Source organism: Gordonia sp. p3-SID1431, from assembly GCF_025143765.1.
Taxonomy (GTDB): Bacteria; Actinomycetota; Actinomycetes; order Mycobacteriales; family Mycobacteriaceae; genus Gordonia; species Gordonia hongkongensis.
This window is the reverse complement of sequence record NZ_JAMBDT010000115.1, coordinates 1-15,066: the sequence shown is the minus strand read 5'-3', so window position 1 is coordinate 15,066 and position 15,066 is coordinate 1. Positions and strand designations below refer to the sequence as shown.

Genomic DNA, 15,066 nt, shown 5'->3' with positions numbered 1-15,066 from the left:
GACGATCCCGCCTTCCTCGACCGCCACGGCATCATCGACGCCGACACCGCCCGGCAGCTGCTCGCCGAAGCGCGCCGCACCTACATCCATCCCGCACCGACCCCCGCCGCGCCCGACGCGCCACCGGTATCGCCTCCCGGCGCGGACAGTTCGACAACCCGGTACACCCCGTCGAAGAAGCTGCAGGCGCTGGTGCGTGCCGGTGAACTGTGCTGCACCTTCCCCGGCTGCAACGCCCCGGTCTGGCAGATCGATCTCGACCACACCGAACCCTTCGACCACGCCGACCCGCGGCGCGGCGGCCCGACCGATGCACGCAACCTCAAACCGCTGTGCCGGTTCCATCACCGAATCAAGACCTTCACCAGCTGGCAGGACCACCAAGACGAACTCCAGACCGCCTGGTTCACCACACCCACCGGGCACATGTTCGTCGGCAACGCCTTCAGCGGACGCGACCTGTTCAACAAACTCTTCCCCAGACGGTCACCCGATCACCCCGCCCGCGACAGACTCAACACGCAACGCGACAACGACTTCCGACGCCAGCAACGCGCCGAGAAGCGCTGGAACGACGCCAACCCACCGCCGTTCTGAACACCGCCGCTACCCCTATCGCCGGTCAGGAACACCCTGACACGGTGGGTGAAGTCATGCGGCGAATGTCGACCTCGCGACGCGGCCGTTCACCACCGCGACGTCAAGGACAGGCACGCCGTTGCCCCCCCGGACGCAACCAGTGATGAACGCGCTCGACCGTGCGACATCAACTCGCAGACCGCATCAACCGCGGGCCAGAGATAGGACAATGACAGGGAGCCGCTGCGCATTCGAGTTCCGTCCCGTCCGGCATCGCCCGTCGCAACCCATCGAAGGACGACCCCGCCCCAGTAGAATCGGACACATAACTCGGGCACACATCGCGATAACCGTAGCCGGCTTGCTCGGCGGACTCGCCGCCGGCGGGTGGATTGAGAGCGAATCGTACATCGCCGCAACACTTGTCATCGTCGGTTGGTTGACCTTCTTTGGCGTGTTCGTCTGGCAGGAACGTCGAAACCGGCACGAAGCCGCAGCGTCGACGTAGAAGACGACGAGGCGCCCCGACTCGTAGCAAGCACCCGGCGCGGCGTGGCTGTGGTTCGAGCCGGTCCTGTGAAACCGCTGCGCAGAGACACACGCAACGGCTATCGTTCCATCCGTCCGCGACCGAGCCGGTGGATGAAGTTCGCGATGAGCGTGCGAACCGAGAAATTCGACGCCGTCATCGTCGGTGCCCGATGCGCCGGCACCGCAACGGCAATCGCGCTGGCCAGCCGTGGGTTACGCGTTCTCCTCATTGATTCGGCACGTTTTCCGTCCGACACCTTGTCGACTCATCTGCTGTGGCCGTCGACCATGGCCGAGATCCACACGCTCGGCGCTCTGCCCGATGTCGAGGACGCCGGCGCGCCGCGACTTCCGACAGCCGAGGCCGCTCTCGATGACATCGGCTGGCGGACCACGTATTCGCCGGTCTCGGGCATCGATTACGCGATGTGCCTACGTCGTTCGCACCTCGACGCCGCCCTCCAGCGAACCGCCGTCGCCGCCGGCGCCGACCTTCGGCAACTGTGCCGGGCGACGTCGTTGATCTGGACCGACGGCCGCGCGGCGGGCGTCGTCTACGTCGACGAGGACGAACATGAGCATCGTGCGGTCGCCCCCGTGGTGATAGGCGCGGACGGGCGCACGAGCATGGTGGCGCGGGCGGCGAATGCCCAGATCCCGCTGGTCTCCACGCCGAGCGGCCGTTCCTGCTATTTCGCGTACTGGACGGACCCACGAACCGAGTTGCGCCACATCGCTTCCCAATGGCGTGTCGGCGGTCTCCTCGGGACCGCGTTCCCGTGCGACGGCGGCCACACGCTGTGCCTGCTGCAGCCACCGATCGGAATGGACGGCGAGTTCCGTGGCCGCCGGGTCACCGATGCCTACCTGGCGGGAGTCGCCGCGCTACCCGGACTCGCACGCCGTCTCGACGGCGCCGAGATGACCTCACGCGTGCGGTCGTGCACGGGCATCGAATCCTACTTCCGCCGGTCGAGCGGACCGGGATGGGCGCTGCCCGCGACGCCGGGCACTTCAAAGATCCCGTCACCGCGAAAGGAATCCGGGATGCCTACCGGTACGGCCGCCTGCTCGGCGAAGAACTGGCACCCATCCTGCGAAGCCGTGACCCCGACCCCGATGCCGTCGACACCGCCACCGCGGCCTGGGCGAGCAGACGCGAGCGCGAATGCGTCGAGATCTACCAGTGGACGAACTTCCTGGCGTCCGGCACCCCACCGTCGCCGCTCGAGCACGAGGTCAACCGCCGGGCCCGGGATCGACCCGAGTACGCCGCGACACTCGGATACATCTACAACCGGACGCAACCGCCATGGGCGATGCTCCCCATGACCGCGCTGCCGGGGCTCGTCTACGGCGCGACTCGGCGCGCGTCGCTGCGCGACATCGCCGCCGACCTACGAACACAGTCGCAACGCATGCGATCCGACCGACGTGAACGCCGCACGCTCGCCCGCCTCAGCCCATCAACACCGACCCCGACGGGTAGCTTTCGGCGAATCCGTCGGGAAGCGGCGCGATGAAGACGTTCTCGGTGCGGGTACGGGTGATCCGCCACCGGCCGTCGTCCTTGCGAAAGGCGTTGTTCAGCCGGCTCGACCGCAGCAGGGCCGAGCCGTCGCCGAACAGCCACGGCTGCATGTGAATCCACTGCCCTTCGGCCTCGTCGCCGTCGACGTGGATCTGCTCGGAGGTCAGGTAATGCGCATTGAGCACCAGTGCCGGGTCCCGCTTCTCGCCCCAGAAGCGCTGGAAGTGCTCGCCGATGGCCTGCTTGCCCTCCGCGCGCCCGAACTGACCGTCGTAGTACTCGCCGACGCCCTCCCACACGGCGTCGTCGGTGTAGAGGTCCAGGATGCGCTCGACGCGCTCGGCGTCATCCGCGAGACCGGGTTCGGGACACGGGGTGTCACAGAGGAACATGTACCGAGCCTGGATTCGCCGGATCTCGGCTTCGGCCTCCAGGGTCTCGACCCGCGCGACGAGCGCCGAGATCCTGGCATCGACATCGCTCATCGCCCGAGCACCTCGACCACCGCACGCGCCTCCGAGATCCAGGCCTCGACCTCAGAGCCGTTCACGCCCAGCGGCAACTGCGACAACCGGAGCGTCATCGAGTATCCGCCGCGTGCGTCCCGGATCGGCAGGACGACGGAACCGACGTCATAGGTCTGATCGGGTCGCACCTCGCGAAGGCGATAGTCCACGGCCGACTTCCCGATGGACTCGCAGATCTCGCGCTCCTGCGAAGGCGTCAACCGGCCCCGCTCATAGGATTTCGTCGCCTCCCGCATCTCCTCGTACGCAGTCGACGAGGCATCGGGCAGGAAGGACACCAGGTAACCGTGCCGCCGCACGAAGTCGAGACGGTCGCGATGTACCTGCCGCACATCATCATCGGCATGCCGGAGCTTCGCCAGCCACCGCTCCCGGGTCTCGTCGTCCTGGTCGAACACGTACGTGTCCCCGATGGGCGGCACCATCGGGATGCGGTACGCGAGGCCTTCCTCACGGTCGACGCCCGGCGCGGTGGCCGACAACACGACGGCCATCTCGTCGCGGCTGACCGCGGTGAGGACCGACACCTCGCAGCCGACGGACGTCGCCAATGCCTCCACCTGCGGGCGCGCCGCGTGCGCGGCGTGGATCGTCGGCAGGATCTCGTGGTCCATTCGGGCCATCAGCGACGTCGACACGAAACTGCCGTAGCCACCCTGGAAGAAGATCAGCGGCGACACCGGGTTGGTCACGGCCAGATCCCGCACCTCACAGAGCGTTATCCAGTGATCACCCGCTTCGACGATGTTGCTGATGCGGGTGTCGATCCAGGCCACCGAATCCGCGAGAACCGGATCGCCCGAAGGCGAAGGGAACCAGTCGATGCCCGCGAGCTTGTCCTCCCAGCGCTGCGCGATGGTGAGGACGACGTCCTCCTGTTCACCGCCGAGGATGTTGATGCACAACGACTCGCAGGCCCGCATCTTCTCGAAGGTGCGCGAGGTCTTCATCGGCATGAAGGACACCAACGGCGGGTCCATCGACACCGAACTGAAAGTCCCGACGACCATGGCCAGCACGGAGCCGTCGTCACCGCGTCCCGTCACCACGACCACGCCGGTGGGATAGTGCCCCATCACATTTCGGAAGATGCCTGGGTCGATGGCACTGATCACGTTGTCGGACATGTCTTCTCCTGGGATCGAATCGTCGCGGTGGTCGGGCACTCAGGCGGACCGGGCCTCGACCGGCTCCTGGACGTACCGCTTCTGCAGAATGGCACCGAGTCGCTCCGGCCAGAGGAAGGCGATGCACAGTGCGCCGCCGACCAGCAGGACGATGCCGGTGATCGTGAACGCCTGGTGCACGCCGGCCGCCATGTTGTCGGCCATCTCCGCGCTGGGCTTCTCACCCTTCGGCGGCGACACATACCCCGCGTCGGTCATGAGCCAGCCGACCAGGATCGGCGAGATGACCGCGCCGAACGACGCCACGCCGCCGAGGGTGGCCATGAGGATCGGTCGCTGCCGAGCGCCGACCGCATAACCGATCGCGGTGGCGGTCATCGGGAACGCCAGGCTGCATCCACCGGCGAGGCACAGCAGCGCGACCGCGGTGATCCCGGACGACGCCTGGATGGCGATGAAGCACAACCCGGCCAGTACCGCGGCGCAGCCGAACGGGACGGCGATCGCCCGATGTGCCGAACTCCCCCGGTGCAGCATCCGGTGCCCGAGCGCACCCAGTCCGAGCAGGACGAGCGCGCCGACCACCCACGGCACGGTGGTCACCGCACCGACCTCACCGAGCGACAGCCCGACCACGGTGCCCAGGTACTGGGGCAGCCAGGTCGTCAGGAAGCCCTGCACCCAGAAGTTCGACGCCCCGCCGATCACGGCGGAGATGAACGCCAAGCTCAGCAGCGCACGCCAGATCTTGACCGGCTTCTGCTCGTCGACCGCGGAGGTCGCGACCTCCTTCGCATCGGCAACCGTCTCGTCGGTGTCGAGTGCCGGCTCTTCCGGCGACGAGGCCTTCTTGGGACGGTAGGGACCGTCCGCGCCGATCGCCCACCAGGCGATCACCCACACCAGGCCGATGATGCCGAGAACACCGAACGCCCAGCGCCAACCCCACACGGCGATGACCCAGGCCAGCAGCGGCGCCGCGAAGACAGGTCCCAGCGTGGAGCCGGCTGCGATCAGGTTCGACGGCAGCGCACGACGGGTGGGCGAGAACCAGGTGTGCGCGGAGGTGAGCGACATGGCCGTCGCGGGCCCCTCGGCGCCGCCGAGAATGATCCGCGTCACCAGCAGGATGGCGGCGCCGCCGCCGAGCAGCATCGGGAATTGCAGCACCGCCCAGGTGACGCCCATCGCGAACAGGATCCACTTCACCGAGATCTTCGACGCCAGGAACCCGGTGACGACCGAGACGATCGCGTACAGGAAGAAGAAGGCACTGCCGATGAATCCGAATTCGGTTGCGGTCAAGCCGAGTTCGGGCATCGCGTCGGCCGAGACCAGGCCGAGCACCGCCTTGTCGGCGAACGCGATGATCTGGAACAGCACGAGCATGCCGGTGACGATCCAGGCCCGTCTCGACATGCGGCCGAAGTCGATTCGTCGATCGGGGGCGGTCGGCGACGACGGCGTCGTCACCGCGGGTTCTCTGAGGCTCATTGGGTTTCCTTGGACTGGCGGGTGCGAAGACGCCGGGCTGTCGGGGGCTGGCAACGACGTTATGGCCACCCGTCCCTACGGGGATACGAGGGAAATCTTTACTGTCGCCGCGATGCGCGACAGGGCAGACTGGTCCCAGCACATGAAGGAGGAACGGTGAGCTCGGCCTACTGGAAACAGCCCATCAGTGAGCAGGCGACCGCGGTCCACGAGAAGGTGGTGTCGGCGGAAATTCTCGCGGAACAGGTCCGTGAGGAGATCGTCGGCACCGACACCGATCTGCGCGCGTGGGTCGAGCTGTCCCCGGCCGTCGTCGACGAGGCACGCAGGCAGGATGGGATACCGGGTCGCCGGCCCCTGCGAGGCGTCTCGCTCGGGGTCAAGGACCTCATCGACGTCGAGGGCCTCCCGACCCGTGCCGGTTCACCCGTCACGTCGTCGTCGCCGGCTGCGTCGGATGCGCCCTGTGTCAATCGTTTTCGCGATCTGGGCGCCGTGATCCAGGGCAAGACGGTCACGACCGAGTTCGGCTACTTCTCGCCCGGGCCGACGCGCAATCCGCACCACCCCGGGCACACGCCGGGTGGGTCGTCGAGCGGTTCGGCCGCCGCCGTCGGCGCGGGCGTCATCCCGGTGGCGTTGGGTACGCAGACCGCCGGCTCGTTGACCCGGCCGGCCGCCTACTGCGGCGCCGCGGGCATGGTTCTCGCGCACGGCTCGACGGACCTGTCCGGCGTCACCGGACTCTCGGAGTCGCTGGACTCGCTGGGCATCCTCACCCGCGACATCGCCGACCTGCAGTACGTGTACACCGCCTTCACCGGCCGCTCGCCGATCGTTCCCGGTCGCTCCACCGTCCGGACCGTGGTGGTGTGGGGCGGCAGCGACCTGCACCCGATCGACCCGGCGATGGCGGACCTGGTCGACCGGCTGCCGGACCTGCTCGAGCGAGCCGACGTCGAGACCCGCGCACTCGAATACGACGACCATGTCCGCACCCTGGCCGACGACCACGTGACCGTCATGTCCCATGAGGCGGCCGAGACGCTGGACGATGTCGTCCGGGACCATGCGGCCGCGCTCAGCCCCGCGCTGCTCGACCTCGTCGACGCCGGCCGCGCGGTCCGGCCCGCGGACCACGCGGCCGCCCTCATCCGCCGCGACCGCTCCCGGGATCTGCTGGTCGAGACGCTCGGCGATCACACGGTGATCGTCGGTCCCGCCGCACCCGGCCCCGCACCGAGCGGCCTCGCCGCGACCGGGTCGCCGGTCCTGAGCCGACCGTGGCAGCTGCTCGGCTGCCCGGTTGTCGTCGTCCCGGGGGCGACCACGGACTCCGGGATGCCCCTCGGACTACAGGTGATCGGCTTGCCGGGGCGGGAGTCGGCCCTGTTCGAGGTCGCCGCGGTGCTCGAGAACGAGCTCCGGTCCCATCCGGTCGTCCCGGCCTGATCCGGTTGCGAGAGAGAAGATCTGCATGACAGTCAAACCCCGTCCCGAGACGCACCACCGGATGTTCCTCACGTGCTACGAGGACACCTTCAACTACGGCTGGCACCATGTCGACCTGTTCGTCCACGACGAGTACGGCCGGGAGGTCAACTGGGTGCACTGGACCGTCGAGGCCGACGGCCCGGAGGCGGCCGACGAGTCGGTCCGGCGCGAGGAACCCTGGCTCAACCGGACCTCGGAGTGGCGCCACCAGGTGAGTGCCGTCGGGATGAACTACTGGACGGCCGACGCGGCGTGGACGTGACCGCATCGGATGCGACCGCGACGGTGTACGTCGTCGACGACGACCCGGAACTCTGCGAATCGGTCGACTGGCTGCTCGGCAGCATCGGGATCTCGCCGCGGATCTGCCACAGTGCCGACGACTTCCTCGCGCAGTACTCCGGGGACACCCCCGCGTGCATCGTGCTCGACGTCCGCATGCCGACGATGAGCGGTCCACGACTGCAGGAGAAGCTCAACGAGTTCGCGCCGCACGTCGCCATCATCTTCGTCTCCGCACACGGCGACATCCGGATGTCGGTGTCCACGCTGCAGGCCGGTGCGATGGACTTCCTCGAGAAGCCCTACGACCCCCAACGACTGCTCGACGCCGTCCAGGCGGGCATGGAGAAGGCGGTCGAACGGTTCCGCACCCACGAGCAGAAGCGGTGGGTGGAATCGAAGGTCGCGCTGCTCACCCCCCGCGAGCGGGAGATCCTCGCGCTGGTGGTCGAGGGTCTGCCCAGCCAGAACATCGCCCGACGGCTCGACATGAGTGTCAAGACGGTCGACGTGCACCGCGCCCGGATCAAGAGCAAGACCGACGCCGACAGCATCAGCACGCTCGTGCGGGACATCCTGCGGTTCGACGTCGAGGTGCCGACCAACCCCTGAGGGTCGGCCGGTCGCGCCCGGTCAGTAGTAGTCGAGCACCATCTTCTCGCCGGTGGTCCGCGAGACGCACACCGCGATGACCTCGCCCGACTCACGCTCGGCCTTGGTCAGCACGTTGTCGCGATGCTCCGGTTCACCGGCGAGGACCTGCATGATGCAGGTGCCGCAGATGCCCTCCTGGCAGGACGTGTCGACGTCGCAGCCGTTCTCCTCGAGGACCTCGACGATGCTCCGGTCGGCCGGTACGTGATAGGTCTCGCCGTCGAGCTCGACGTCGAAGGACGTGTTCGCCGAGGCGTCCGGCTGGTCCGTGGCGGAGAAGTGCTCGAAGTGGACGGCATCGGCCGGGACGAACCGTTCGGCCAGGTCCCGGACCTTGGTCATGAAACCGTCGGGGCCGCAGACGTAGACGTGCGACTGCGGCGGCGCCGATTCCAGAGCGGCTGTCAGGATCGCTCCCTGGGCGTCCCGGCCGACGCCGACGTGAGCGTGGAGCTTCTCCGGGCAGCGCTCCTGCAGCAGCGGCAGGAAGGCGGCGTCCTCCGCCGTACGGGCGAAGTAGTGCAGCTCAAAGCTGATGTCGTGCACATCCATGTACCGGGCCATGCTCAACATCGGGGTGATGCCGATGCCGGCGGCGACCAGGACGTGATGCGTTGCCGTGGAATCGATCCCGAGCAGATTACGCGGCTCGCTGATCTGCAGCCGGTCACCGACGCGCAGCTCGTGCAACGCTGCCGACCCACCGCGCGAGTTGTCCTCGCGTTTCACGGCGACCGCGAACGACTCCCGGCCGTCGGGACGGCTGCAGAGCGAGTACTGGCGGGTGATGGCGGTCGGACCGACGACGTCGATGTGCGCACCCGGCGTGTACTCCCCCATCGTCGAGCCGTCCGGCTTCGACAGGTAGAACGTCTTGATGCTCGGGGTCTCCTGGACGATGGCGGAGACGACGACGTCGGTGAGGGCCATGGGAGTGCTCCTGGTGGTGACAGTGGGTTCGGCGGTGCGGTCAGCGGACGAAGAGCCCGCCGTTGACGTCCCAGCACGCGCCGGTGACGAAGAAGGCGTTCTCGGCGGTCAGCAGGCCGACCATGTCCCCGATGAAGTCGGGGCTGCCCAGCTTGCCGACGGGTATCCCGGCGATCACGGCGCCGAGTTTCTCCGGCGGTACGGTCGCCTTCACGACGGGCAGGTCGTGGGGTCCCGGCGCGATGGCGTTGACCGTGACACCGCGCGCCGCAAGTTCTTTCGCGAAGATCTTGGTGACCGTGAGGATCGCACCCTTCGACGTCGCGTAGTGGGCGCCGGTGGCGGTGCCGCCGTTCTGACCGGCCAGCGAGGCCATGTTGACGATGCGGCCGTAGCCCTCCTCGGCCATCGCGGCACCGAAGACCTGGCAGCCGAAGAAGATGCTGTTGACGTTCGTGTTCAGCACCCGGTTGAAATCCGGCTCGTCCAACGTCATCAGATCGGCGGCCTGGGTGAGTGCGGCGTTGTTGACCACGATCGTCGGTGTGCCCCACACCGACTGCACGTGCGCGAGGGCGTCGACGAAGTTCTGGCGGTGCGCGACGTCGAGGACTGCCGCCTGCGCGGTCGACCCGTCGGGCGAGAGTTCCTCGGCGATCCGCTGCGCCGCGTCGAGTGCGATGTCGGTGAGCAGGACGCGATGACCGTCCCGGTGCAACCGCCGGGCGATGTGCGAACCCATGCCGCCGGCGGCACCGGTGACGACCGCGATCCCCTTGTTCGTCGAACTCATGTCCAGGTCCGTCCTCACACCAGGTAACCGGAGGCGCTGACCGCGTCCTCGCTGTCGATGAGACGGGCCACCTTCAGACTGATCCGGTCGTTACCGTCGGAACCGAGGCTGATGGTGTGGGTGAGCTCGGCGCCGATCGTCGAGAAGGCATCGCGCTTGAACGCGTTGAGGATCTGCGCGGACCGCAGGATGACGGTGTCGTCGCTGACGTCGGACACGGTGAACCGCGAGATGACCCGGACCGTGCGGGCAGCGGCGACCGCCGACGGTGCGTAACCCTGCATCATCCGTTCGACGCGCAGGCGCCGCATCCGCTGGTCGTCGTACACCATGTTCAGCGACGAGTCGAAATCGTCGGTGTCGGGATCGATCGGGATGACGTAGTGCGCGTCATCGGTGTAGAGAGCCTCCCACGCCGGGTAGTCCTTGGCGTCGAGGAGTTCGGCTTCCTTCCACACGAGCGCGATCGCGCGCAGGACGCGCGGGTCGTTGAAACTGTGCAGTTCAGTCATCGCTCATCATCCTCTTCCACATGGCGTAGGACTCGCGCATCCCCGTCTCGTCGGTGACATGCGATGTGGGCCAACCCTCTTCGGTCGTGTACTCGCGGTTCTCCCCGCGGTTGACCAGGATCGGCATGTTCGGGTTGCCACCGGCGCCGATCTGGACGCGATCCCATCCCTCGGCGTCGTCTGGGCTGCCGAAGCCGAAGGGGCCCTGGAAGTGCTCGTGGATCCGCAGGCGCTCGCGGTTGATGCTCTCCGGCCCACCGTCCATGCCGATCGCCATGTGCCACACCTCGGTCACGTCCACGCTGATCGGGATGAGAACCCGGAAGAACGACGACGACATGGCGATGTTCGGGAACATGTTGAGGTTGAACCCGCAGCCGTGCATCGAGCGCATGTAGCGACGGATGCGTTCAGGACTCTCCCCCGCCTCGGCGAGTTCGTCGACGAGATGCTGGAACCGCGGCTGGACCTCCTCGGAGCCGTCGTCGATGTCGAGGTCCGCGTGCGCGGCCGCCATGATCGCGACGCTGTGACCGTTGCCGAGCGCATGCGTCTCGGCGGCCGGATCGTCCATGAACGACATCATGTTGGCGGTCTCGGCGTCGACGGAGGCCATCCACGACTTGTGCACCATCGGGAAGTGGTAACCATCGGTGGTGTTCTCGAGCTGGATCTTCCAGTTGCCCTTGAACCGGAACTTGTGGCTGCCGAGGACCTTGGTGGGAAATCCGTTGGACTGCTTGAGGAATCGCTCCATCCAGATCTTCGCATCACCCAGGTGGTCTTCGAGCGGTTCGATCTCGGTGTTGAACGTCGCGAAGATCATGCCGAGATAGCTCTCGGTGCGCAGCTTCTGCAGGGGGAAGTCGTTCTTCTCGACGACGCCCTCGTAACCGTCCGGGTACGGGATGCCGCGCAGTCGACCGTCGAGGGTGTACGACCAGTTGTGGTACGGGCAGGTGAAGCCGTTGGCCTTGCCGCTGCGCTGGTCGCACACCGTCGCCCCGCGATGCCGGCACCGGTTGAGCAGGGTGTTGAAGTTGCCCTTGCGATCCCGGGTCACGATGACCGGTTGATCCCCGACCTGGGTGGTCTTGAACGAGCCCGCATCGGGGACCTCGCTCTCGTGCGCGACCCACACCCAGGTGCGGTAGAAGATCTTGCGCATCTCCTCGGCGAAGATCACGGGATCGGTGTACAGCTGACCGGCGACGCGGTCCTTCTCGGCGAGGTCCGCGAAGCCGCGGGTCGGCCGCTCGATGGTGGTCATCGATGTTCCTTCGTGTGTCGACCGCGCCGGGGCGCGGAGAGGGGCTGTCGGTGCGCGAGAGATCAGGAGGCGGTGCTCATGAGGGGACGTCGTCGCGGATGGTGAGGGCTCGTCCCATCCGCGCCTCGACCTTGAAGTACTTCCAGAGCGCATACTCACCGACCATGATGGTGCGCAACAGGTTGCAGGCCGCCCGGACGGTCGGCTGGTCGCGCACGTCGGCGAGGACGTAGAACGTCCACGGCCAGCCATCGGACGGGCCGACCATGTGGGCGTCGTCGTCGAAGGTCCCGATGATCTCGACGCCGTCGAGGTTCTTCAGACTCGTGAGGAACTCCATCGTGGCCTCCCACACCGGACCGATGTCGGCCTTGGGCAGGTCGAAGAAATTCTGGTTGTTCCCCACGCAGAACAGCGTGCGCAACGGTTCGTCGGTCATGGGCGGTGCACTCCTCGCGGTCGAGATGTCGGGTGGCGTGATGTCGGACTGATGTGTGGATGTCAGGGGAAGCTCGGGATGCCGGCCTCGAGGCCGAGCAGAAGGGCACCGGCGGCCTCGTAGGTGTTCGTCTGCAGCATCGCGTGTTGCGCCGGCACCAGGGCGTCCTGCAGGAACCGCTGCAGCGGATGGGTCTCGTAGATGGCCCCGGTGCCGGCGAGGTCGAACACCTGCAGCACGACGCTGCGCCCGACGTGTGCGGCGTGGGTGGCACTCAACCGCAACAGGGCCTGATCGTCGGTCGAGATGTGCTGTCCCGCGACGGCCTTGGCCCACACCCGGTCGGTGCTGTCGTAGAAGAACGCACGCGCCGAACGCAATTCGGCCTCGGCGACCGCCAGGCCGCTCTTGTACGCCGGCCGGTTGCCCTTGCTGGCACCCCCGGTGATCGAGGTCCGCGCCGCACCGACCTCGATCGCGTAGTCGAGCGCGCCCCGGGCCGCGCCGAGGGTCACCACCGCCAGCACCTGCGCGGCGTAGGCCAGCGCCGGGTACCGGGTCAGCGGTTCGTCGATCTGCGGTGCGCCGCCCCGCACGAAGGTCATCTCCTCGGGCACGAACACGCGGTCGGCGCGGATGGCATGGGAACCGGTCGCCTTCATCCCGGCGACATCCCAGTTGTCGACGATCTCCACCTCGGCCGGATCGACCAGCGCCGTCAGCGGTTTGCCGCCGGTCTCGGGTCCGCCGGCCAGACCGATCCCGAGGAGGTCGGCGCCGCGACATCCGCTGGCGAACTGCCAGACCCCCGAGCACAGGTAGCCGCCGTCGACCCGCTGCGCCTCCTGCATGGGGAACAGCCCGCCCGCGTAGGCGACATCGGGACCGTGCGCGTAGATCTTCTGCTGGGTCTCGGCCGGCAGCGCGGCGAAGTACACCAGCGACGATCCGAAACTGGACACCCACCCGGTGGCGGGGTCGACGGCGGAGATGCGTTCGACCAGCGACATGAAATCCGACGGTGCCATCGGCTCGCCTCCGAACGCCGCCGGCGTCGAGGCCCGGTACATGCCGGCACGCTTCAGCAACGCGATGAAGTCGGCGGGCACGTAGCGCTGCGAGTTGAACTCGTCCCGACGATCCCGGAGCACGTCGAGCGCGTGGTCGAACGCGGCGTCGCGCGCCGCCCCCGCCGGTTCCGCACACACCCGTTCGGTCAGGCTCTCCGCGGTCATCATTGTCTCCGTTCGGAATCGAATCTCGATCTCGAGTCCGACACTATGGACGCGGGACCCGACGCGGTATCGGGATTTCCCGCGCCGCGGGTAAGCAATTCCTTACTTGCGTGTCCTCACCTGCATGGCATCGTGGCGGGGGCGAAGATCAGAACTCGGCGAAGGTGAGGTGATGGCGATGTTCCCCGCGCGTCGGGACTTCGAGCAGATGATCCTGCACACCGGCACCGGCATCCTCATCCACGAGGCGAGTTCGAAGAACATCCTGTGGGCCAACCCGGCCGCCTGCCGCATCTTCGGGTTCACCCTGGAGGAACTCAAGCCCCTCAAGGCACACCACATGAGCGCCCAGGAGCGTCAGTACCGCCGCGAGGTCGGCGTGGCGTGGCTCCAGTCCGCGGTGGTGCACGGGTCGAGCCGCAAGCAGTGGAAGTACCGCGCCAAGGACGGCACCGAGTTCCTCACCGATGCCCGCGCGACCCTGGTGCGTTGCGAGGACGGGCCGGTCGTGATGGTCGAGTTCCGCAACATCTCCGACGAGGTCGAGTTGCAGGAAGAGCTGACCTGGGTGTCGGAGTCGTTGCAGCGCATCATGACCCACACGTCGGCCGGGATCGTCGTGCTCGACGACGACAACTGCATCGACGACATCTCCCCACTGGCCGCCAAGCTGTTCGGCCGCACCCCCGCGGAGCTGTCGGGCGTCCATCTGGAAGACCTCGGCCGGTGTGAACCCCGGCTGACCAGTGACCCCGTCGTCGAACGGCTGACGGACGGAGCGGGCTCGGTCGAGATCCAGCAGGAGATCATCAAGGACGACGGCAGCACCGTGTGGCTGGCCGGCGAACTCGAGATCGTCGCCCACGACGGCATCTCCTCGCGGGTCCTGACCGTGCGCGACGTGACCGACCGCGTGGAATGGGAACGCCGCAACGCCTACCAGGAGGCCAATCTCCAATATCTGAGCAGCTACCACGCGATGGGTGACATGGCGATGATCCTGGCCCACGAGCTCGGGCAGCCGCTCGCGGCGTCGACGAACTACCTGAGCGGACTCAAGGCCCGCGTCTCCGCCGAGACCGTCGACGCCCGCAGCCTCGCCTACGGCATCGACCAGATCGAGAAGCAACTTCACCGCGCCGCCGACATCGTGGCATCGGTCCGCCGCTACGTACGACGCATCGAGAGCACCTCGACGCTCATGGATCTCAACGAGACCGTCGAGGAGAGCCTGTACTTCGTGCGACTACGCGCGGCCGAGCAGGGCGTACGCGTGTACGCCGAGATCCCCGACCGCGACCTGCCGATCCAGGGCGAGAACGTGCTCATCGGACAGGTCATCATCAACCTGTGCGTCAACGCACTCGACGAGATCGTCCGTCCGACAACCGAGGTGAAGGAACTGACGATCCAGACCGGCGAGTCCGACGGACTGGCCTCGGTGTGGATCCGTGACCAGGGACGCGGCATGACGGGCGCGCCCACCGATCGCCTCGCCTCCGGCGCGTTCTCGTCCAAGCAGGACGGTTCCGGAATCGGGCTCATCATCTCCGAGCACATCGTCGAGCGCCACGGCGGGACGATCCGGTACCTGCCGAACGAACCGTCGGGCACCACCGTCCAGGTGACTCTCCCCCTCGCGACGATCGCCGAGGACGGCGCCGGCCA

The 15,066-nt window shown here is 67.4% G+C and carries 15 protein-coding genes; 6 read left to right on the top strand and 9 right to left on the bottom strand.

The genetic code is table 11. The annotated features are described in order from the left end of the window. Together M4D77_RS20885 and M4D77_RS20880 are read left to right on the top strand one after the other, a co-directional pair. Positions 1–597 (top strand): HNH endonuclease signature motif containing protein (locus M4D77_RS20885; RefSeq protein WP_259937280.1); only part of this gene is annotated, 597 nt, incomplete at its 5' end. Positions 598–1,233: 636 nt separating this feature from the next. After that, positions 1,234–2,442, top strand: coding sequence for an NAD(P)/FAD-dependent oxidoreductase (locus tag M4D77_RS20880; protein WP_238995052.1), 1,209 nt, complete (start codon positions 1,234–1,236; stop codon positions 2,440–2,442). Between the two features lie 126 nt (positions 2,443–2,568). On the opposite strand, the gene M4D77_RS20875 is transcribed toward M4D77_RS20880, so the two are convergent. The 3 genes from M4D77_RS20875 to M4D77_RS20865 are packed head-to-tail and all read right to left on the bottom strand — an operon-like array spanning position 2,569 to position 5,789. Next, complete coding sequence (locus M4D77_RS20875; RefSeq protein WP_259937277.1) at positions 2,569–3,126, bottom strand: nuclear transport factor 2 family protein; 558 nt, start codon at positions 3,124–3,126, stop codon at positions 2,569–2,571. Next, on the bottom strand, positions 3,123–4,295 hold the full coding sequence (locus tag M4D77_RS20870; protein WP_259937276.1) for a flavin reductase family protein: 1,173 nt from the start codon (positions 4,293–4,295) through the stop codon (positions 3,123–3,125). The genes M4D77_RS20875 and M4D77_RS20870 overlap by 4 nt, the downstream gene beginning before the upstream one ends. A 39-nt stretch (positions 4,296–4,334) precedes the next feature. Continuing rightward, a complete protein-coding gene (locus M4D77_RS20865; protein WP_259937274.1) occupies positions 4,335–5,789 on the bottom strand; it encodes an MFS transporter in 1,455 nt (484 codons plus the stop codon). 156 nt (positions 5,790–5,945) lie between these two features. On the opposite strand from M4D77_RS20865, the gene M4D77_RS20860 reads away from it, so the two are divergent. Genes M4D77_RS20860 through M4D77_RS20850 form a run of 3 tightly spaced genes read left to right on the top strand, consistent with a single transcriptional unit; the run spans position 5,946 to position 8,177 of the window. Then, entirely contained in the window at positions 5,946–7,241 is a 1,296-nt protein-coding gene (locus tag M4D77_RS20860) for an amidase (RefSeq protein WP_259937273.1), read from the top strand. Positions 7,242–7,266: 25 nt separating this feature from the next. After that, on the top strand, positions 7,267–7,545 hold the full coding sequence (locus M4D77_RS20855) for a hypothetical protein (protein WP_058250617.1): 279 nt from the start codon (positions 7,267–7,269) through the stop codon (positions 7,543–7,545). After that, positions 7,542–8,177 carry a response regulator transcription factor gene (locus M4D77_RS20850; protein WP_396266607.1) on the top strand — a complete coding sequence of 212 codons (636 nt, stop codon included), beginning with the start codon at positions 7,542–7,544 and terminating at the stop codon, positions 8,175–8,177. The genes M4D77_RS20855 and M4D77_RS20850 overlap by 4 nt, the downstream gene beginning before the upstream one ends. A gap of 21 nt (positions 8,178–8,198) precedes the next feature. Here M4D77_RS20850 and M4D77_RS20845 read toward each other — a convergent pair whose 3' ends face one another. From M4D77_RS20845 to M4D77_RS20820, 6 genes are all read right to left on the bottom strand, one after another. Continuing rightward, on the bottom strand, positions 8,199–9,149 hold the full coding sequence (locus M4D77_RS20845) for a PDR/VanB family oxidoreductase (protein WP_259937269.1): 951 nt from the start codon (positions 9,147–9,149) through the stop codon (positions 8,199–8,201). 40 nt (positions 9,150–9,189) lie between these two features. Then, entirely contained in the window at positions 9,190–9,942 is a 753-nt protein-coding gene (locus M4D77_RS20840; RefSeq protein WP_259937268.1) for an SDR family NAD(P)-dependent oxidoreductase, read from the bottom strand. Between the two features lie 14 nt (positions 9,943–9,956). Then, on the bottom strand, positions 9,957–10,454 hold the full coding sequence (locus M4D77_RS20835; protein WP_055475081.1) for an aromatic-ring-hydroxylating dioxygenase subunit beta: 498 nt from the start codon (positions 10,452–10,454) through the stop codon (positions 9,957–9,959). Further along, the gene (locus tag M4D77_RS20830) at positions 10,447–11,724 is read right to left on the bottom strand and encodes an aromatic ring-hydroxylating dioxygenase subunit alpha (RefSeq protein WP_259937266.1); all 1,278 of its coding nucleotides are present in this window, start codon (positions 11,722–11,724) and stop codon (positions 10,447–10,449) included. The genes M4D77_RS20835 and M4D77_RS20830 overlap by 8 nt, the downstream gene beginning before the upstream one ends. A 76-nt stretch (positions 11,725–11,800) precedes the next feature. Then, positions 11,801–12,163, bottom strand: a complete 363-nt coding sequence (locus M4D77_RS20825; protein WP_226512949.1) for a hypothetical protein — start codon at positions 12,161–12,163, stop codon at positions 11,801–11,803. Positions 12,164–12,225: 62 nt separating this feature from the next. After that, positions 12,226–13,401: an acyl-CoA dehydrogenase family protein gene (locus M4D77_RS20820; protein WP_055475084.1), complete on the bottom strand. Its 1,176-nt coding sequence runs from the start codon at positions 13,399–13,401 to the stop codon at positions 12,226–12,228. A gap of 175 nt (positions 13,402–13,576) precedes the next feature. Between M4D77_RS20820 and M4D77_RS20815 the strand changes: the two genes are divergently transcribed. Continuing rightward, the coding region (locus tag M4D77_RS20815; protein WP_259937281.1) for a PAS domain S-box protein at positions 13,577–15,066 on the top strand (1,490 nt) is incomplete at its 3' end.

Coding starts and splice junctions, on each gene's coding strand:
- M4D77_RS20865 (WP_259937274.1), bottom strand. CDS start 5,789: ATGAGCCTCAGAGAACCCGCGGTGACGACGCCGTCGTCGCCGACCGCC.
- M4D77_RS20880 (WP_238995052.1), top strand. CDS start 1,234: ATGAGCGTGCGAACCGAGAAATTCGACGCCGTCATCGTCGGTGCCCGA.
- M4D77_RS20875 (WP_259937277.1), bottom strand. CDS start 3,126: ATGAGCGATGTCGATGCCAGGATCTCGGCGCTCGTCGCGCGGGTCGAG.
- M4D77_RS20870 (WP_259937276.1), bottom strand. CDS start 4,295: ATGTCCGACAACGTGATCAGTGCCATCGACCCAGGCATCTTCCGAAAT.
- M4D77_RS20845 (WP_259937269.1), bottom strand. CDS start 9,149: ATGGCCCTCACCGACGTCGTCGTCTCCGCCATCGTCCAGGAGACCCCG.
- M4D77_RS20825 (WP_226512949.1), bottom strand. CDS start 12,163: ATGACCGACGAACCGTTGCGCACGCTGTTCTGCGTGGGGAACAACCAG.
- M4D77_RS20820 (WP_055475084.1), bottom strand. CDS start 13,401: ATGATGACCGCGGAGAGCCTGACCGAACGGGTGTGTGCGGAACCGGCG.
- M4D77_RS20830 (WP_259937266.1), bottom strand. CDS start 11,724: ATGACCACCATCGAGCGGCCGACCCGCGGCTTCGCGGACCTCGCCGAG.
- M4D77_RS20835 (WP_055475081.1), bottom strand. CDS start 10,454: ATGACTGAACTGCACAGTTTCAACGACCCGCGCGTCCTGCGCGCGATC.
- M4D77_RS20855 (WP_058250617.1), top strand. CDS start 7,267: ATGACAGTCAAACCCCGTCCCGAGACGCACCACCGGATGTTCCTCACG.
- M4D77_RS20840 (WP_259937268.1), bottom strand. CDS start 9,942: ATGAGTTCGACGAACAAGGGGATCGCGGTCGTCACCGGTGCCGCCGGC.